General features: G+C 30.0%; 17 protein-coding genes. 8 read left to right on the top strand and 9 right to left on the bottom strand.

What is annotated here, in order from left to right:
- Window positions 1–59 precede the first annotated feature (59 nt).
- The 7 genes from AABJ49_RS13005 to tgt all read right to left on the bottom strand — a co-directional run bounded on the left by AABJ49_RS13005 (window position 60) and on the right by tgt (window position 8,460).
- Entirely contained in the window at window positions 60–1,142 is a 1,083-nt protein-coding gene (locus AABJ49_RS13005; RefSeq protein WP_338378719.1) for an AraC family transcriptional regulator, read from the bottom strand.
- Between the two features lie 129 nt (window positions 1,143–1,271).
- Complete coding sequence (locus AABJ49_RS13010) at window positions 1,272–2,546, bottom strand: asparagine synthetase B (RefSeq protein ID WP_338378720.1); 1,275 nt, start codon at window positions 2,544–2,546, stop codon at window positions 1,272–1,274.
- A 77-nt stretch (window positions 2,547–2,623) separates the two neighbouring features.
- Window positions 2,624–4,174 (bottom strand): replicative DNA helicase, encoded by a 1,551-nt coding sequence (gene dnaB / locus AABJ49_RS13015; RefSeq protein ID WP_338378721.1) that lies wholly within the window; start codon window positions 4,172–4,174, stop codon window positions 2,624–2,626.
- Window positions 4,175–4,336: 162 nt separating this feature from the next.
- Window positions 4,337–5,290 carry an acetyl-CoA carboxylase carboxyltransferase subunit alpha gene (locus AABJ49_RS13020; RefSeq protein ID WP_338378722.1) on the bottom strand — a complete coding sequence of 318 codons (954 nt, stop codon included), beginning with the start codon at window positions 5,288–5,290 and terminating at the stop codon, window positions 4,337–4,339.
- Window positions 5,291–5,362: 72 nt separating this feature from the next.
- Window positions 5,363–6,250: a DMT family transporter gene (locus AABJ49_RS13025; RefSeq protein WP_338378723.1), complete on the bottom strand. Its 888-nt coding sequence runs from the start codon at window positions 6,248–6,250 to the stop codon at window positions 5,363–5,365.
- The gene (locus AABJ49_RS13030) at window positions 6,237–7,325 is read right to left on the bottom strand and encodes an LptF/LptG family permease (protein ID WP_338378724.1); all 1,089 of its coding nucleotides are present in this window, start codon (window positions 7,323–7,325) and stop codon (window positions 6,237–6,239) included. Before AABJ49_RS13030 ends, AABJ49_RS13025 begins: the two co-directional genes overlap by 14 nt.
- Before the next feature lie 4 nt (window positions 7,326–7,329).
- Window positions 7,330–8,460 (bottom strand): tRNA guanosine(34) transglycosylase Tgt, encoded by a 1,131-nt coding sequence (gene tgt / locus AABJ49_RS13035; protein ID WP_338378725.1) that lies wholly within the window; start codon window positions 8,458–8,460, stop codon window positions 7,330–7,332.
- A 103-nt stretch (window positions 8,461–8,563) separates the two neighbouring features.
- Between tgt and AABJ49_RS13040 the strand changes: the two genes are divergently transcribed.
- The 5 genes from AABJ49_RS13040 (at window position 8,564) to AABJ49_RS13060 (ending at window position 15,020) form a co-directional block, all read left to right on the top strand.
- Window positions 8,564–10,960 carry a T9SS type A sorting domain-containing protein gene (locus tag AABJ49_RS13040; protein WP_338378726.1) on the top strand — a complete coding sequence of 799 codons (2,397 nt, stop codon included), beginning with the start codon at window positions 8,564–8,566 and terminating at the stop codon, window positions 10,958–10,960.
- Between the two features lie 354 nt (window positions 10,961–11,314).
- Window positions 11,315–11,614, top strand: coding sequence for a hypothetical protein (locus tag AABJ49_RS13045; RefSeq protein ID WP_338378727.1), 300 nt, complete (start codon window positions 11,315–11,317; stop codon window positions 11,612–11,614).
- A gap of 6 nt (window positions 11,615–11,620) precedes the next feature.
- Window positions 11,621–13,003, top strand: coding sequence for an NAD-dependent succinate-semialdehyde dehydrogenase (locus AABJ49_RS13050; protein WP_338378728.1), 1,383 nt, complete (start codon window positions 11,621–11,623; stop codon window positions 13,001–13,003).
- Between the two features lie 137 nt (window positions 13,004–13,140).
- Window positions 13,141–13,989: a transketolase gene (locus AABJ49_RS13055; protein WP_338378729.1), complete on the top strand. Its 849-nt coding sequence runs from the start codon at window positions 13,141–13,143 to the stop codon at window positions 13,987–13,989.
- A gap of 77 nt (window positions 13,990–14,066) precedes the next feature.
- Window positions 14,067–15,020 carry a transketolase C-terminal domain-containing protein gene (locus AABJ49_RS13060; protein ID WP_338378730.1) on the top strand — a complete coding sequence of 318 codons (954 nt, stop codon included), beginning with the start codon at window positions 14,067–14,069 and terminating at the stop codon, window positions 15,018–15,020.
- 72 nt (window positions 15,021–15,092) lie between these two features.
- On the opposite strand, the gene AABJ49_RS13065 is transcribed toward AABJ49_RS13060, so the two are convergent.
- Complete coding sequence (locus tag AABJ49_RS13065) at window positions 15,093–16,070, bottom strand: FKBP-type peptidyl-prolyl cis-trans isomerase (protein ID WP_338378731.1); 978 nt, start codon at window positions 16,068–16,070, stop codon at window positions 15,093–15,095.
- Window positions 16,071–16,152: 82 nt separating this feature from the next.
- On the opposite strand from AABJ49_RS13065, the gene AABJ49_RS13070 reads away from it, so the two are divergent.
- From AABJ49_RS13070 to AABJ49_RS13080, 3 genes are read left to right on the top strand one after another with little or no spacing between them, the layout of a single operon-like run.
- Entirely contained in the window at window positions 16,153–16,548 is a 396-nt protein-coding gene (locus tag AABJ49_RS13070; RefSeq protein WP_338378732.1) for a S4 domain-containing protein, read from the top strand.
- On the top strand, window positions 16,541–17,113 hold the full coding sequence (locus AABJ49_RS13075; RefSeq protein ID WP_338378733.1) for a methyltransferase domain-containing protein: 573 nt from the start codon (window positions 16,541–16,543) through the stop codon (window positions 17,111–17,113). The genes AABJ49_RS13070 and AABJ49_RS13075 overlap by 8 nt, the downstream gene beginning before the upstream one ends.
- Before the next feature lie 6 nt (window positions 17,114–17,119).
- Window positions 17,120–17,614: a phosphoribosyltransferase family protein gene (locus tag AABJ49_RS13080; RefSeq protein WP_338378734.1), complete on the top strand. Its 495-nt coding sequence runs from the start codon at window positions 17,120–17,122 to the stop codon at window positions 17,612–17,614.
- Here AABJ49_RS13080 and AABJ49_RS13085 read toward each other — a convergent pair.
- Entirely contained in the window at window positions 17,606–18,118 is a 513-nt protein-coding gene (locus AABJ49_RS13085; protein WP_338378735.1) for a shikimate kinase, read from the bottom strand. The two genes, AABJ49_RS13080 and AABJ49_RS13085, sit on opposite strands and share 9 nt — an antisense overlap.
- Window positions 18,119–18,302: the final 184 nt, after the last annotated feature.

The raw sequence follows: 18,302 nt of genomic DNA on the forward strand, positions 1-18,302 counted from the left end.
CCCAATCAGACTAATCGATAGACCATTAAGACATTTTTAATTTAAAAGTATTTAGAAAATTAGTCCATTGAATTTTCTGGACGCAAATCAGATGGAAGTTTTTGGTATTTTTTCTTAAAGGCTGCACTAAACTTACTAGGACTATCATAACCAACTTCGTTTCCAATATATTTAATTTGCATATCGGTTGTTAAAATAAGTTGCATAGCCAAGTGCATTTTTTTATCGATGACATATTGTAATATAGAAGTACCATATACCGATTTGAAATCTTTTTTTAGTTTAGTTGAAGATACATGTAGCTTTTGAGCAAGAACATCTATGCCTATAAATTGCGAAGATAAATTTGAAGCAATGATACTTTCGCATTTAGAAATTAACTTGTAATCGATTTTACCTTTATCTTGGTAGTTTTCTCGTCTTAAATCTTCAAATACATTTTTAAAAAATGAAGAAATAAGAGTCAATGATTGTGCTTTTAATATCGTTTCACTAAAAATATCATCTTTAAACGTTTTAAGTGTATGCAAAATTTCTTGAGCTAAAACTTCGGCATTAGGCACAATATCTTGATAGGAAATAAAGCCTTTATCAGAATCTAGAAACATTTTGAACGGAATTTTAGCATCTAACTTATCAAGAGGTATCTGCTTTTCTAACCAACTTGGGTTTATATAAAAAATATAAAATTCACATTTAGAACCTTTATAAAAACTAGCACCTACATCTGTTCCTGGTTTCTTGAAACTCCAAAACTTATTGTAAAATGGCATTTTATCTATAAAAACATTTTGAAGTTTAATTTCACTTTCAAAAACAGTAAATGTTATGGTATAATGATCACTTGGAATATTCTTATCATAAACCGATTTAATTAAAGCATTATGCTTGAATTCTACACTAGTGATTGTTAACCATAAATCTTCTTCTATTTTTCGATAGCGCATTTCTCCTTTAACAAAAGGGTTGTTTCTGTAAACAACTTGATCTTCGATAAAATGTTTGCTTCCTGGAGATTTTATGGTTGATTCAATAAATAATTCAGGAGTATTTGCTAAAAACGGAAATTCAAAAAAACCATTATTATAAAACTTTAAATTGGGTTTTACGAATTGGAACCATTTTGATAATTTTATATTCATTAATTTGCAATTTAATATCTGAATGAGATTTTAATTGAATATTTTTTTAAAGTTCTGATGAATCTTATATTAAGAATTAACCCAAAAAGCAGAATACCTATTAAAGATGGAAGTTTTCTGTTTTTTTTACTACGTTTTCTGTTTTTTCTTTCTAGCAGCAGGAAATAAAACATTATTTAAGATTAGTCTATATCCAGGAGAATTTGGATGTAAGTCTAAAACTGTAGGTGCATCTCCTACTCTGTGTTGATAATCTTCTGGATCATGTCCACCATAAAAAGTAAACATTCCTTTCCCTTTAGTTCCATGAATGTACCTTGCTTCACCATTGATTTTGCATTCACCCATAACCAACACATTTGATTTTACTTTAGATGCATCAAACGCTGTTGTTTGTCCCATAAAACCTTTTACTAATGTAGTATGGTTTTGGCACAACATCGTTGGAATAGGATCCCATTTAGCAGAATATTCCATTAGAGTGAAATAGTCGTTTTCCATTGCCATTGCACCTTTTCCGTGTTCAAGTGTTGTATCAATATCTGAAAATTCATATACCATTGGATTTCTTTCTAACATATAATCTTTAAAAGCAAAAGTATTGGTGTAATCAATTTTAGATTGATAATTGGCATCACTTTCATCACCATCAAACATGGGTTCGCAAATATCAACTCCTTCTGCAGATAAAGCAATATCAAAACTATCAGTTGCAGAACACATAGCAAACATAAATCCACCACCAATTACATAATCTCTAATTTTAATGGCTACAGCTCTTTTTTCTTCAGAAACTTTGCTATATCCTAATTTTGTTGCTAAAGCTTCTGCTTCTTTTTTTTGTTCAATATACCAAGGTGCATTTCGATAAGCGGCAAAAAACTTTCCATATTGCCCTGTAAAATCTTCATGATGCAAATGCAACCAATCATATAAAATCAATTGATCATTCAAAACCTCTTCATCATAAATTTCGGTATAGGGAATTTCAGCATAAGTCAAAACCATTGTTACAGCATCGTCCCAAGGTTTTTTCCCTTTAGGTGTATACACTGCAATTTTTGGTGCTTTTTCTAAAATTACAGTTTCTTGATTTTGTGAAGGACTACTTATTTCTTCTAAAATAGAAGCCGTTTGCCCATCTGATAAGATTTCGAAAGAAACACCTCTAATTTGGCATTCCTTACGAATTTCTTCCGCATCAGGAAACAAGAATGATCCTCCACGATAATTCAACAACCAATTTACTTTGTAGTTTTTTTCCAAAGCCCAATAAGTAATTCCATAAGCTTTTAGGTGATTTTGTTGCCCTTCAGCTTCCATTGGAATTAAAACAAAAGATGCTTTTGCAGTAAGTGAAAATAAAATTATAAAGAGTATTGTAATTTTTCTGAGTAATTGCATTCCTTTTTTTATCAAAGATAAGAGAAAATATCTAAAAGAAAACATAAAAAAATCCACCTTTTGAGTGGATTTGTATCTTAAAACGGAACATCTGAGTCATCGTCGTCATTGTTAAAATTACTTCCAAATGCCTCATTTGGTGAAGGTAATTTTGGTGTTGCAAAAGGATTTTGTTGATCTTCTAAATTCATTTTTGAAGGCAAATCGGCAAAAGGAGAACTAAAATCGTCCAAGTTATCAAACTTACCAAGATTTCCAACGAATTTCAATCTTACATTATCTAACCCACCATTTCTATGTTTTGCAACAATAAATTCGGCTTGACCTTGAGTTGGAGAACGTTCTTCATCATCCCATTCATCAATTTTATAATATTCAGGACGATAAATAAATGATACAATATCGGCATCTTGCTCAATCGCTCCAGATTCACGAAGGTCAGAAAGTAAAGGTCTCTTACTAGAACCACGCGTTTCAACCGCACGAGAAAGTTGAGACAGTGCAATTACTGGAATTGATAATTCTTTGGCTAAAGCTTTTAAGTTTCGAGAAATAGTTGAAATTTCTTGCTCACGATTTCCACCACCTTTTCCGTTTCCACCAGCAGTCATTAATTGCAAATAATCCACTACAATTAATTTAATTCCATATTGAGAAGCTAAACGTCTTGCTTTTGCTCGTAAATCGAAAATAGATAATGAAGGAGTATCGTCAATGTATAACGGAGCTTTTTCTAGATTTTTTACTTTAATAGAAAGCTGTTCCCATTCATGTTTTTCTAATTTTCCAGTTCTTAATTTTTCAGAAGACAAACCTGTTTCAGAAGAAATTAAACGAGTAATTAACTGAACTGAAGACATCTCTAACGAGAAAAAGGCAACTGGTGCTCCATAATCAATGGCCATATTTCGAGCCATTGAAAGTGTAAAAGCTGTTTTACCCATACCAGGACGAGCAGCCACAATGATTAAATCAGAAGGTTGCCATCCCGAAGTTAGCTTATCTAAAGCATGAAAACCTGTCGGAATTCCACTTAAACCTTCTTTACCAGCAATTTCTTCAATACGTTTTTTTGCTTGAATTACTAAACTTTGTGCTGTTTCAGAACTACGTTTGATATTTCCTTGTGTAACTTCATATAATTTTGATTCAGCTCTATCCAATAAATCAAATACATCTGTTGTTTCATCATACGATTCTTCAATGATTTCGCTTGAAATTTTTATCAAACTACGTTGGATAAATTTTTGTAGAATAATACGCGAGTGAAATTCGATATGAGCAGAAGAAGAAACTTTTTGAGTTAACTGAATTAAATAAAAATCACCACCGGCTAAATCTAGTTTTGCGTTTTTACGTAATTGAGCAGAAACTGTTAGTAAATCAATTGGTTGAGTATCGTTAAATAATTCAACGATAGCTTCAAATATATGTTTGTGTGCTTCTTTGTAAAAAGCATCTGCTTGCAAAATATCGATAACCTCATCAACTCCTTTTTTATCAATCATCATTGCACCAAGAACCGCTTCCTCTAAGTCTAAAACTTGAGGTGGCAATTTCCCTTTTTCAAGATTGATAATAGTTGTTTTATCTACTTTGATTGGGTTTATATTTCTGACATTTTCCATAATGCGAATGTATACCTTTTATAATAAAAAGTAAAGTTGAATTGTTAAAAATTCAATGTTAAATTAGTGTTAGTAAATTTATTTTAATGTTAACAACCCACAAAAAAAATCCGTCAGTAAATGAAAAAGACGGATTTTTTAGAATTGTAAGAATTTGGGTTATTAATCTTTAAATTCACCCATATTGCTGTATTTGTCCATTCTTTGAGCCACTAAATCTTTTGTTGATAACTCTTTTAATTCATCAAAAGCTTTCAGTACATAATTTTTTACAGTAGCAAAAGTTGTTACTCTATCATAATGAGCTCCACCAAGTGGTTCAGGTATGATATCATCAATTAACTTTTGTTTTTTCATATCGTATGAAGTCAGTTTTAAAGCTTCAGCTGCAACTTCTTTGTATTCCCAACTTCTCCATAAAATAGAAGAACATGATTCTGGTGAAATAACAGAATACCAAGTGTTTTCTAACATGAAAACTTTATTTCCAACACCAATTCCTAATGCACCTCCAGAAGCTCCTTCACCAACAATTACTGTAATGATAGGCACTTGAAGACGACACATTTCAAAAATATTACGAGCTATAGCTTCACCTTGCCCTCTTTCTTCAGCTTCTAAACCTGGATAAGCACCTGGAGTATCTACTAAAGTTAAAACTGGAATTCCAAATTTCTCGGCCATTTTCATCAATCGCAATGCTTTTCTATATCCTTCTGGATTAGCCATTCCGAAATTTCTATATTGACGCGTTTTAGTGTTGTATCCTTTTTGTTGACCGATAATCATGAAAGATTGACCTCCAATTTTTCCTAAACCACCAACCATTGCTTTATCATCTTTAACTCCTCTATCTCCAAAAAGTTCTAAGAAAGTTCCTTCTGTTAAAGCATTAATATGATCCATAGTGTATGGACGATCTGGATGACGAGAAAGCTGAACACGTTGCCAAGCTGTAAGGTTTTTGTATATATCTTTCTTCGTTTCGTCTAGTTTCTTCTGAATTTGTTTGCAGGTTGTTGTAACATCTACATTTGACTCTTCACCAATTACCAAACATTTATCTAACTGATCTTCAAGTTCTTTTATTGGTAATTCAAAATCTAAATATTCCATATATTGGTTTACGTTTAGTTTGTATTTTCTATTACAAATATAAAATTTTTATAACTTTTATCTAACTTAAATTTAATTAGTTTTTAACTTTTTTCTGTTCTTAACTATTCCATTTGCTATAACAGTGAGTAGAATTATAGCGGCACCAAGATAAAAAAGTGAATTCATATGTTCTGAATCCTTAAAAATTAATAAAGCTAAAATAATACCATAAACAGGTTCAAGATTAACTGTTAGCATTACAGTAAAAGGACTTAAAAACTTCATTACTTTTATGGAAGCTGAGAATGCATAAGCTGTACATATTGATGCTAAAACAATTAACCAAGCAAAGTCTTCAAAAGTTAATTCAAAAAATGCAGTTGAGAATTTTTCTGTAGCTAATAAATATAAACTCAAAAACAAAACTCCACTTGATAATTCATAAAATGAGATCACATTTGGGTTGTAGATTTTAGCATATTTACTATTAATTACTGAAAACAAAGCTGATAAAAAGGCAGAAATAATTGCCAAGATAATACCTAATTCATGCTTAGTTTCTACATTAAAAATTATTGAAATTCCTATCACAGCAAATAATCCAAATAAGACTTCATACCAAATTACTTTGCGTTTATAAAAAACAGGTTCTATTAAGGAAGCAAAAAAAGCTCCTGTTGACAAACAAGCCAATGTAATGGAAATATTTGAAACTTTAATCGCTTGATAGAAAGTGTACCAATGAGCTGCTATAATAATTCCTGAAATTATAAAGCCTATTAAAGCATTTAAAGGTACTTTGATACTTTCTTTTTTATATATCAAAAATCCAACGATAAAAAGAGAGGCAAAAAACATTCTAAACCAAACTAAATCTAAGGCTTCAAGGGAGATTAGTTTCCCAAGAATTGCTGTAAACCCCCAAATAAATACAATTACGTGAAGATGTAGATAATTTTTTAGTTTATCGTTTAGCATTTCGAAGTAAATAAACAGCTAAAATTCCGAATACTATATTTGGAATCCAAACAGCAAGTAAAGGAGAAAAACTTGATTTTTCGGCAATTGTTCCAAATACTTTGTCAAAGAAAATAAATGTAAAAGCAATTACAATTCCGATTGCTAAATTCACACCCATTCCTCCTCTTCGCTTCATGGCAGAAACAGCAACAGCTATAATTGTTAAAATAAAAGCTGAAACAGGTAAACTATATTTTTTGTAAAGTACAACCAAATACGTATTTATATTGGAATTACCCCTAAGTCTCTCTTTATCAATAAATTCATTAATTTCTCCTATTGACATTGTTTCAGCAGCATAGATGACTGGAGTTAAATCATCAGGTTCGAAATTATATTTTTGAATTTTCTTTTCAGAAGATTCTAGTATATCATTTAATTTACCAATAGTTCTTTTTTTATAATTATACAAAGTATAATCTTTGGTTTGCTCATTATATATAATTCTATTGGCTGTGACTTTATATTGTAATTGATTTCCAATACTTTTTTCAAAAGTAAAATTGAATCCCATTTTTCTGATGTAGTCGTAATTACTTACGTAAATGTATTCACTAATATTATCTTCATTTTTAATCTGACGATAAATATCGTTAGTCTCTCTAGTTTGATTACTACTCTTGAGATTAGTATATCTAAAATCATTGAATCCTTTACTAGCATTTGGAACCAAAAAAAATCCCATTATTAAAGCAAATAGCGAAACAATGGTTGCTCCAACAATGTAGGGTTTTAAAAATCGATTAAAGGAAATTCCCGAACTCAATATTGCAATAATCTCAGTATTGTTAGCCAATTTTGAAGTAAACCAAATGACCGATAAAAAAAGGAAAATAGGAAATAATAAATTGGCAAAATAAATTGTAAAATCTCCATAATAGACCAAAATGTCTGCTATAGGAATTTTCTTTTCAATCATTTTATTTACCTTTTCAGAAACATCAATAACAATTCCAATGGGAATAAACATCAACAACATCACTGAAAATGTGCCTAAATATCGTTTTAATATGTATTTATCAATTAATTTCATAAAATTATAAACGTTGACTCATTTGAACAACCATTTTATCTTTCCATTCTCTAAAAGTTCCAGCGATTATTTGTCTTCTTGCTTCACGAACTAACCACATATAAAATCCTAAATTGTGAATTGTAGCAATTTGTTTTCCTAAATATTCATTAGCAGCAAATAAGTGACGAAGATAAGCTTTTGAGTATTCTAAATCCACAAAAGTATGTCCCATTTCATCAATTGGTGAAAAATCAGCTTCCCATTTCTTGTTTTTAATATTGATTGAACCATGAGCTGTGAACAACATACCATTTCTGGCATTTCTTGTTGGCATTACACAGTCAAACATATCAATTCCTAAAGCAATATTTTCTAAAATATTAATAGGAGTTCCAACACCCATTAAATATCTAGGTTTATCTTCTGGAAGAATAGCTGTTACCACTTCAGTCATTGCATACATTTCTTCTGCAGGTTCTCCTACAGACAATCCACCAATTGCGTTTCCTTGTGCTCCAGCATTTGCTATATATTCAGCAGATTGTTGACGTAAGTCTTTATAAGTACTACCTTGAACAATTGGAAAAAATGTTTGTTCATATCCATATTTAAAAGGCAAATTATCTAAATGAGAAATACATCTATCCAACCAACGATGTGTCATATGCATAGAACGTTTGGCATAACGATAATCACATGGATAAGGTGTACATTCATCAAAAGCCATAATGATATCAGCACCAATAGTTCTTTGAATTTCCATTACATTTTCAGGTGAAAAGAAATGATACGAACCATCAATATGCGATTTAAACTTTACTCCTTCTTCTTTAATTTTTCTGTTTGAAGAAAGCGAATACACTTGATAACCACCAGAATCAGTTAAAATATTCCTATCCCAATTCATAAATTTATGTAATCCACCAGCTTTTTCTAAAATTTCGGTTTGTGGACGAAGGTATAAATGATAAGTGTTTCCTAATATAATATCCGGATTAATATCATTTTTCAATTCACGTTGGTGTACTCCTTTTACAGAACCTACTGTTCCAACAGGCATAAATATTGGTGTTTCAATCACACCATGGTCAGTTGTTATTTTTCCAGCTCTAGCTTGACTTTTGGCGTCTTTAGTAAGTAAATCGAATTTCATTTAATCTTTTTAATAGTGGCAAAGATAATTTATTTAAGACTTCATATATCCCTTTTAAGAATTATTTAAAAAAATTCTTATTTTTGATTAAATTTAAGACAAAATGAAAAAAATTTTACTATTTCTATTTTTTACAATTCATATTTCAAGTTTTAGTCAAGGTCAAGACACATGGAATGCTCTTGGAGCATCTGATAATAATCAAGCTTCTAACGGTACAACTCTTATTTCTAGTACACTTTTTGCAAATAAAAATAATCATTTTTTTGTGTTAAATAAAGAAACGGCTGAATATCCAAATACTACCCAAAAAATATCATTAAAAAAATTTGATGGCACTGAATGGAGTAACATTCAAACACAAATATTTACAAGCACACCTAATTATAGCTTAGCAGTCGATAACTCAGAGATGCCCTTCCTATTCTATAATGATCCTGCCATTGACAAAGCTGTTTTAAAAAAGTTTAATGGAACTAACTGGATTGACTTTGGTGGAGTTTCTATATCAGATTACAAATCAGATTCTAATAAAATTATTATAGGAGAAGACAATAGTATATATGTTACTTATAGAGAATTACTTTTTAATACCCCAAACAATTGGTATTATGTAATAAAAAAGTTTAATGGAACAACATGGATTACTCTTAATTCAACGAGTGACGTACCTTCAAATAGCACAAATTTTAACTTTGCATTAGATAACAATAACACTCCTCATATTTCTTATTACAATGCTAATTTAAACGAAAGTTATGTAAAAACTTTTAATGGAACAATTTGGCAAAATATTGGCGCATCGATACAAGGAACAGTGTATTCTATAAATTTTGACAACAACAATATTCCATTTGTTTTTACATATAATCGAATTTTTAATCTTAGTAACAATAGCTGGAATCTAGTTTATAATTTTTATTCAGGTCCTTCAAATCAAGCAATTGTACGAAGTATAACTTTTAATGATTCTAATGAATTATATGCACATATTGGATTTGCTTCTGTAACGACTATAGGTAAAATTTATAAAGTTTTAAATGGAACTTCAACTTTTCTTCAAGATTTTGAAAATGTGTCGTATAATCGAATGAAATTCATCAACGGTTCATTATATTTATTTTGGGGTGGAACTTTAAATACTTATGTTCCATACATAACTAAAATCAATGGTAATAATTGGGAACTATTAGGTGAAAAAAGTTCAATATCTTATCCCGAAACTCCTATATCTAGTCCAAGTAATAATTTTCATGACCTTACTTATAGTAATAGTTCTCCATATATTTCATACCAAAATATTATTTCAGTTAACGGAAATAAAAAACTTAATGTTAAAAAACATAATGGAGCAATTTGGGAGTTTGTCGGGCCAGAGAATATTTCAGAATTAGAAGTCAAAAATTCAAAAATAGAAGCAGATCAAAATGGAAATATTTATGTAGGATATATTAGTAATGTTAGTACTACATCTACAAGTAATTACAAAATTTCTGTCAAAAAATTTGATGGAACTAATTGGCAAGCTGTTGGTCCATTGAATTTTTCAATTTATACTGAGACAAAATTTGACTTAAAAATAGATCAAAACGGTGTTCCTTATGTGATTTATGCTGCAGGAATTGTTCAGAAATTTAATGGAACTAATTGGGAATTTGTAGGGACTGGTATTCCTGGAATAAATACTTCATCTTATGATTTTGAAATAAATTTTGATAATAACAATGTTTTATATGGTACTTATTATGCTAATAGTAAAATAAATGTTAGCCAGTTTAATGGAACAGATTGGATTCAAATTGATGGTACTAGCTTAAATCCTTATACTAATACAAAAAATCACAAAATAGTTTTTGACTCAAACAACACTTTGTATTTAGGTTTTATTGACAATAACAATAAAGTACATATTAAAACTTACAATGGCTCTTCATGGATATATGTAGGTTCGGAAATAATGAATTCAAACAACGTTGTCGATTTTGATTTTCAAATCAATAACAATATCCCTTATGTTGCTTTTTCAAATCAAATTGACGGATTCAGATACAGAGCAAGTATATATAAATTTGAAAATAATTCATGGCAATTTGTTGGACAACCTGAAGTTTCACCAGGTGCGGTGACCGACTTAAAGCTAATTTTTGGAAACAATAACACTCCAGTTATTTCTTATAACGCTTCTAATGGTGTTTTCTCTAAGTTTTTTGGAACTAGCAATCCATTAACTGTTACTTCAATTGATAATCAAAACCAAGAGAATTTTATATTATTTCCTAATCCTGTAGAAAACAACCTAAATATTACTTACACAAACAACACAAACGATATTATAGAAATTGTAATTTATAATTCACTAGGTCAAAAAATGAATCTCTCTACGAAATCATTTAAAAATACGACAAATATTCCTTTTCAAGAATTTTCAAGTGGAATATATTTTATTTCAATACTTCAAAATGGGAAACAAATTATTTTCAAAAAAATTATAAAAAAATAAAAATTTTTAATTTAAACTTTTTTCAATCTGAAATTTACTTTATTTTCAGGTTGTTTTTTTTTATATCATAAATTTTAAATTCCAATTAATGTAAATAATACAATTAATTCTTAAAATCATATAATGTATTTGGTATTATAATAATGAAATTTGTAGAAACAATATAAATTAACTTATTATGAAAAATAAACTTATACTACCATTGGCCCTTCTATCCACTTCATTCTTAGTTACAAGTTGTTCTGTCATAGAAGGAATATTTAAAGTAGGTTTTGGAGCAGGAATTTTCATTTCTGTTTTAGTAGTTGCCTTAATTATATATTTAATTAGTAGGTTTTTAAAAAAATAGAAATTATGAAAGATAAAAAGGAGAATAAAGAGAAAGGAATTGAAGATAATTTAAAGAAAATGAATTATCCTCCTAGCGAAGACATCTATTCAAACGACAAACCTATAACCAATTCAGATGTAGAAAAAATTTCAACAGATGATCTGTTAAACACTGCTGATAATTTGAAAAGTGAAACCACAAACACCAATGAAAAATTAGGAAATGGCTTGGATGTTCCTGGTTCAGAATTAGACGACAAACAAGAAAATATTGGAAGTGAAGATGAAGAAAACAACTATTACAGTCAAGGTGATACCAAATAAAAAAACATGTCTATACAATCTATAAACCCATATACATTAGAAAAATTAAAGTCATTTGAAGAAATGACTGAATCTGAAATTGAAAAAGCTATTTCAAAAGCACATGAAACATATCAAACTTGGAGATTTACTTCTTTCAAAGAAAGAGCCAAAGTTTTAAATGAAGTAGCTTCAATAATAAAATCAAAGAAAACAGAATTGTCAAAATTAATTACTTCAGAAATGGGTAAATTAATTAATCAAGCTGAATATGAAATTGATTATGCTGTTAATATTTTTGAATATTATGCCAAAAATGCTAAAAAATTTCTTGCCGATGAGCCATTAAAAGTAGAAACAGGTGAAGCTTTTATCCGAAAAAGTCCAATAGGTGTTTTGTTAGGTGTAGAACCTTGGAATTTTCCATTTTATCAAGTGGCTCGTTTTGCAGCTCCAAATATCATGATTGGAAATACCATTTTATTAAAACACGCTTCAAATGTACCACAATGTGCCAAAGCAATTGAAGATATTTTTAAAGAGGCAAATGCTCCAGAAGGTTTATATACCAATTTATTCTTATCAGGTTCAAAAATTTCAAAACTAATTGATGATTCAAGAATTCAAGGTGCTTCTTTAACAGGAAGTGAAAAAGCAGGTGCTTCTTTAGCCGAAGCTACCGGAAAAAATATTAAAAAATCTGTTTTAGAACTTGGAGGAAGTGATCCTTTCATTGTTTTAGAAGATGCTGATATAGATAGAGCAACCGATTTAGCCATTTATGGAAGAACCGTAAATAATGGACAAAGTTGTGTAGCTTCAAAACGTTTTATTGTAGTTGAAGAAGTTGCTGATGAATTTTTATCGAAATTCAAAGCTAAAATGAGTGCTTTAAAATTGGGTGATCCAATGGACAAAGAAACCCAACTTGGTCCACTTTCAAGTGAAGATGCTTTAAAATCCATTCTAAAACAAGTGGAAAAAGCAATTAAACAAGGAGCCAAAATTGAAGTTGGTGGAAAAAAAGCTGATTTAAAAGGAAACTTTATGGAAGCTACTATTATATCTCAAATAACTCCAGAGATGGATTTGTATAAAGAAGAATTATTTGGGCCAGTAGCTAGTTTTTACAAAGTCCAAAATGAAGAAGAAGCTATCAAATTAGCTAATGCAACTGATTTCGGATTAGGTGGTTCAGTTTTCTCAAAAAATATAGAAAGAGCTAAAAATGTTGCTAACCAAATAGATTCTGGAATGGTTTTCATTAATCATCCCACAAAATCTTCTACTGATATGCCATTTGGAGGAACAAAAAGATCAGGTTATGGTCGCGAATTATCCGCTTTAGGAATTGATGAATTTGTCAATAAAAAATTAATTCGAGTCATATCAGAAACTGAAAAGTTATAAATGTAAAATCATATAAAATATTGCCTTGCTTCTGCGAGGCTTTTTTATGTAGATAACTTTTAAAAAGTCAAACAATTAAAATAGAAGTTAATAATTTTAATCTTCTTATATTTGCACTTTCAAATTTTAAAATAAAAATGAAACCAAACACACAACAACTACACGATTTAACTACACAGGTTAGAAGAGACATTCTTAGAATGGTACATGCTGTAAATTCAGGTCATCCCGGTGGTTCACTTGGTTGTACAGAATTTTTAGTTTGCCTTTATCAAAACCTAATGGACAGAAATGAAGTCTTTGACATGGACGGAATCAACGAAGATGTTTTCTTTCTTTCTAATGGTCACATTTCTCCTGTTTTCTACAGTGTTTTAGCCAGAAGTGGTTATTTCCCTATAGCAGAATTAGCTACTTTTAGATTATTAGATTCTAGATTGCAAGGTCATCCAACTACACACGAAGGATTACCTGGAGTTCGAGTAGCTTCTGGTTCACTTGGTCAAGGTTTATCGGTTGCTCTTGGTGCTGCTCAAGCTAAAAAATTAAACAATGACTCAAAATTAGTTTACACATTACATGGTGATGGTGAATTACAAGAAGGGCAAAATTGGGAAGCTATTATGTATGCATCTGCTAAAAAAGTAGATAATATTATTGTTACAATCGACCTTAACGGGAAGCAAATTGACGGAACTACCGATGAAGTTTTAGCCATGGGAAGTTTAAAAGCAAAATTTGAAGCTTTTGATTGGGATGTTTTAGAAATCATAGAAGGAAACAATATCGAAGCAATCATTGCTGGAATGACAGATGCAAAAAGCAGAACTGGAAAAGGAAAACCAGTTTGTGTTCTTTTGTACACTGAAATGGGTAATGGTGTTGATTTTATGATGCACACACATGCTTGGCATGGAAAGGCTCCAAATGACGAGCAGTTGGCAAATGCTTTAGCTCAAAACCCTAAAACTTTAGGTGACTATTAAATTAAGATTGAAGATTATCTATTTCTGATTTTAGAATTTTTTAATCTTTCAATTTTTTAATCTTTCAATTAAAATAAATGAAAAAATATACAAATACAGGAAATAAAGATACACGTTCAGGTTTTGGAGCTGGTTTAACAGAACTAGGTCAAAAAAATGAAAATGTAGTAGCACTTTGTGCAGACTTAATCGGTTCATTAAAAATGGACGATTTCAAAAAAAATCACCCAGAACGTTTTTTCCAAATCGGAATTGCAGAAGCCAACATGATTGGAATTGCAGCTGGATTAACCATTGGTGGAAAAATTCCTTTTACTGGAACTTTCGCTAACTTTTCTACAGGAAGAGTTTATGACCAAATTCGTCAATCAGTTGCTTATTCTGATAAAAATGTAAAAATCTGTGCTTCTCACGCAGGTTTAACGCTAGGAGAAGATGGTGCAACTCACCAAATTTTAGAAGATATTGGTTTAATGAAAATGCTACCAGGAATGACTGTAATCAATACTTGTGATTACAATCAAACCAAAGCAGCAACAATTGCAATTGCTGATCATCATGGACCAGTTTATTTGCGTTTTGGTCGTCCAAGTGTAGCTAACTTTACACCAGAAAACGGAGAATTTGTTATTGGAAAAGCTGTTATGCTTAATGAAGGTACAGACGTTACGATTGTTGCTACTGGACATTTAGTTTGGGAAGCTCTAATTGCAGCTGAAAAATTAGAAGAAAGAGGTATTTCTGCTGAAGTAATCAATATCCATACAATTAAACCTTTAGACGAAGAAGCGATTTTGAATTCAGTTGCAAAAACTAAATGTATCGTTACAGCTGAAGAACATAACTTCTTAGGAGGTTTAGGAGAAAGTGTAGCTAGAACTTTAGTTACAAATAATCCTGTTCCTCAAGAATTTGTTGCTGTTAATGATAGTTTTGGAGAAAGTGGAACACCTGATCAACTAATGCAAAAATACAAATTAAATAATGAAGCTATTGTTGAAGCTGCTATAAAAGCTATTTCAAGAAAATAACTTCATTTATTTATCAGCACAAAAAAACCAATTCTAAAGAATTGGTTTTTTTTTATTTATATAATTAAAAATCTATTGACAACTTGGATCTAAATGTTTCCTTAACCTAGTTGCAGTAGTAAAATCACCTGAACAACTTGGAATTCCTTTTGGTTCACTTTCAAGACTTTCATCTTCTGGAGTTAATGGATTATCTACAACTGTAAAAGCATTAAAAGGATAATACAAACTAGGTCCATCTGATACTAATACTGGTGTTGGCTTTTTTATCTCCTGTTTTGTTAAAATACCATCACCATCATCATCTACATCTAAATAATCGGGTGCTCCATCACCGTCAGTATCCATTATGCTTCCACTTGAATCATAATATTCATGAACAGTCAATACTCTATCTAAATCATGATCTCTATATTTTTGACTTATCAGCTTAAAATTAAAAATTAATGGAGCATATTGAGGGATACTTCCAACAGATGAATTATAATAAGCAAATGAAGAAGGTAAAAACATAACTCCTGCTCCATAATTGCTATAAGAAATTTGTCCAGTTGTCTGATCAAAGGTCGTTATACCTGTTTTAAACAATGGCACAAGCTCTCCCCAACCCAATACAACATCGTCCAAACCAAACCAAACAGGTGAGGTTTGTTGATCAAAAACAGTACCATCCAATAATGTACCTTTATAAGCAACAAAAGCTGAATCAACTTTAATAGGATTTATACCATTAACATCTCCTTCATTCAACATTAAATAATATAATTTATATGTTAAATCATTTCTTTCTACTGTTTTAAATTCAAGATTTGCCATGTCCTTTATGGGAGTTTGAGTTCCTCCTTCAGGAATTAATTCAAAAGTTGTATTATAATCCGCATCAACAGTAACAAAATGGGTAGCTAAAAAGTCATCAATAGCAGCTTCATCTATAGGATATTGTTCAGCGAATGTTCTTACCGGAGTAATTGCAATCGTATCATCCTTTGGACAACCAGCGAATAAAGTTGCTAAAACAACAAAACACATTGCTTTTAATATATTCTTCATTTTTTATTTCAATTTTTATAGGGTGCAAGATACAATTTTGATTTATTTTTGTATAATAATTAACATTGATTTTTGTTAAAATATGAGAATAGATAAATACTTATGGTGTGTTAGATATTACAAAACTAGAAATATGGCTTCAGAAGCTATAAAAAAAGGTCACGTTACAGTAAACAATCAAGTAGCTAAACCCTCTAGAGAAGTATATCCAACAGATAAAATTGTATTGAGAAAAGACCAAATCAATTACAAGATTACTGTTTTAGACGTGCCTCAAAATCGTGTTGGTGCAAAATTAGTAGATGTGTATAGAAAAGATGAAACTCCTGAAGAAGCATTTGAACATCTAGAATTATTAAAACTTTCCAAAGAACATTATAGAGCAAAAGGAGAAGGAAGACCAACTAAAAAAGACCGAAGAGACATCGATGATTACCTTTGGGATGATGATAACATAAAAGAACAAAAAGATGAATAAGGAATATTGGGAAGAACGTTATCTTAACAATGAAACAGGTTGGGATACAGGTGAAATAAGCACTCCTTTAAAAGAGTATATTAATCAAATTGAAGACAAATCTTTAAATATTCTGATTCCAGGTGCAGGAAATGGCTATGAATTTGACTATTTGATTGAAAAGGGCTTTTCTAATGTAACGGTTATAGATATTGCTAAACGACCTTTAGAAAATTTAAAGGAAAGAAATCCAAATTACACTAAAAATTTTATTGAAGGTGATTTTTTTGAATTCAATGAAACTTATGATTTAATCATTGAACAAACTTTTTTTTGTGCATTAAATCCTGAATTAAGAATAGAGTATGTATCAAAAATGCATTCTTTACTAAATGAAAACGGGAAAATTGCTGGTTTACTTTTTGATTTTCCACTCACTGAAGATGGGCCACCATTTGGAGGTTCAAAAAAAGAATATGTAAAATTGTTTTCACAAAAGTTCAATTTAAAAATACTAGAAAGAGCATATAATTCCATTAAACCTAGAAAAGATAGAGAACTCTTTTTTATCTTTGAAAAAAAATAAAAAACCATGCAAAACATTATTTTAAATAAAGAAGAAATTCAACACAAAACAAAACGAATTGCTTATCAAATCTATGAAACATTTGTAGATGAAAAAGAAGTTGTTTTAGCTGGAATTAGTTCAAGTGGCTATATTTTTGCACATAAAATCGCGGAAGAATTACAAAAGATATCTCCCATTAAAATTACTATGTGTGAAGTTTTTATAAATAAAACAAAACCTCAAGAAGAAATTAAAACATCTATCACTAAGGAAGAATATAGTAATAAAGGTTTAGTTCTAATAGATGATGTATTAAATTCAGGAACAACACTTATTTACGGTGTAAAACATTTTTTGGAAGTACCTTTAAACAAATTTAAAACAGCCGTTTTAGTTGATAGAAATCATAAAAAATATCCTGTAAAGGCAGATTTTAAAGGTATTTCACTTTCAACATCACTTCAAGAGCATATACAAGTTGTATTTGAAAAAGAGGAGATGTTTGTTTATTTAAATTAATTGAAGAATTTCTTTGACTATTTCTTTTTTCTTTTTACCATCTACATTTACGGTAGATTTTGCATTTTGGTAATAAAAACTTCTATCAAAAAGGTGTTTTGCAATATATTCATGTAAATCCTCTTGTGATAGGTCTTTTATCAAAGGTCTTTTATCTCTTTTGTCTTTTAATTTTGTTACTAAAGTAGTTATACTTGCTTTTAAATAAACAGAAACAACATCATCTCTTTGTAACAAAAGATGATTATTAGCATAACAAGGTGTTCCACCTCCAAGACTTAAAATAAAATCTTCTTCTTTTTCTAAAAAATCTTTAAACAATTGATGTTCTACATTTCTAAAGTAAACTTCACCTTTATTTTTAAAAATTAATTCAACAGTAGAATTCTCACTTTTTTCAATAACCGCATCTAAGTCGTAACAAGAAATTCCTACTTTTTTAGCAATTTTTTTTGCCAAAGACGTCTTTCCTACACCCATATACCCAACTAATACAATTTTCATAAAAACATTAACATATTATAAAACAAGCAATTAAATAAAATCTTTAAAAAAAATACAAATTTATAATAAATTCCCATTGAATTCTAAATAATAGGTTTTATATTTGCACCCGCATTCAAGAAATAAAATGACTTGGTAGCTCAGTTGGTAGAGCACATCACTTTTAATGATGGGGTCCTGGGTT

The sequence above is a fragment of the uncultured Flavobacterium sp. genome (assembly GCF_963922255.1).
In the GTDB taxonomy this organism is placed as follows: domain Bacteria; phylum Bacteroidota; class Bacteroidia; order Flavobacteriales; family Flavobacteriaceae; genus Flavobacterium.

Excerpts from the sequence above, each read along its gene's own strand:
- AABJ49_RS13005 (WP_338378719.1), bottom strand. The coding sequence starts at position 1,142 with ATGAATATAAAATTATCAAAATGGTTCCAATTCGTAAAACCCAATTTA.
- AABJ49_RS13010 (WP_338378720.1), bottom strand. The coding sequence starts at position 2,546 with ATGCAATTACTCAGAAAAATTACAATACTCTTTATAATTTTATTTTCA.
- dnaB (WP_338378721.1), bottom strand. The coding sequence starts at position 4,174 with ATGGAAAATGTCAGAAATATAAACCCAATCAAAGTAGATAAAACAACT.
- AABJ49_RS13020 (WP_338378722.1), bottom strand. The coding sequence starts at position 5,290 with ATGGAATATTTAGATTTTGAATTACCAATAAAAGAACTTGAAGATCAG.
- AABJ49_RS13025 (WP_338378723.1), bottom strand. The coding sequence starts at position 6,250 with ATGCTAAACGATAAACTAAAAAATTATCTACATCTTCACGTAATTGTA.
- AABJ49_RS13030 (WP_338378724.1), bottom strand. The coding sequence starts at position 7,325 with ATGAAATTAATTGATAAATACATATTAAAACGATATTTAGGCACATTT.
- tgt (WP_338378725.1), bottom strand. The coding sequence starts at position 8,460 with ATGAAATTCGATTTACTTACTAAAGACGCCAAAAGTCAAGCTAGAGCT.
- AABJ49_RS13040 (WP_338378726.1), top strand. The coding sequence starts at position 8,564 with ATGAAAAAAATTTTACTATTTCTATTTTTTACAATTCATATTTCAAGT.
- AABJ49_RS13045 (WP_338378727.1), top strand. The coding sequence starts at position 11,315 with ATGAAAGATAAAAAGGAGAATAAAGAGAAAGGAATTGAAGATAATTTA.
- AABJ49_RS13050 (WP_338378728.1), top strand. The coding sequence starts at position 11,621 with ATGTCTATACAATCTATAAACCCATATACATTAGAAAAATTAAAGTCA.
- AABJ49_RS13055 (WP_338378729.1), top strand. The coding sequence starts at position 13,141 with ATGAAACCAAACACACAACAACTACACGATTTAACTACACAGGTTAGA.
- AABJ49_RS13060 (WP_338378730.1), top strand. The coding sequence starts at position 14,067 with ATGAAAAAATATACAAATACAGGAAATAAAGATACACGTTCAGGTTTT.
- AABJ49_RS13065 (WP_338378731.1), bottom strand. The coding sequence starts at position 16,070 with ATGAAGAATATATTAAAAGCAATGTGTTTTGTTGTTTTAGCAACTTTA.
- AABJ49_RS13070 (WP_338378732.1), top strand. The coding sequence starts at position 16,153 with ATGAGAATAGATAAATACTTATGGTGTGTTAGATATTACAAAACTAGA.
- AABJ49_RS13075 (WP_338378733.1), top strand. The coding sequence starts at position 16,541 with ATGAATAAGGAATATTGGGAAGAACGTTATCTTAACAATGAAACAGGT.
- AABJ49_RS13080 (WP_338378734.1), top strand. The coding sequence starts at position 17,120 with ATGCAAAACATTATTTTAAATAAAGAAGAAATTCAACACAAAACAAAA.
- AABJ49_RS13085 (WP_338378735.1), bottom strand. The coding sequence starts at position 18,118 with ATGAAAATTGTATTAGTTGGGTATATGGGTGTAGGAAAGACGTCTTTG.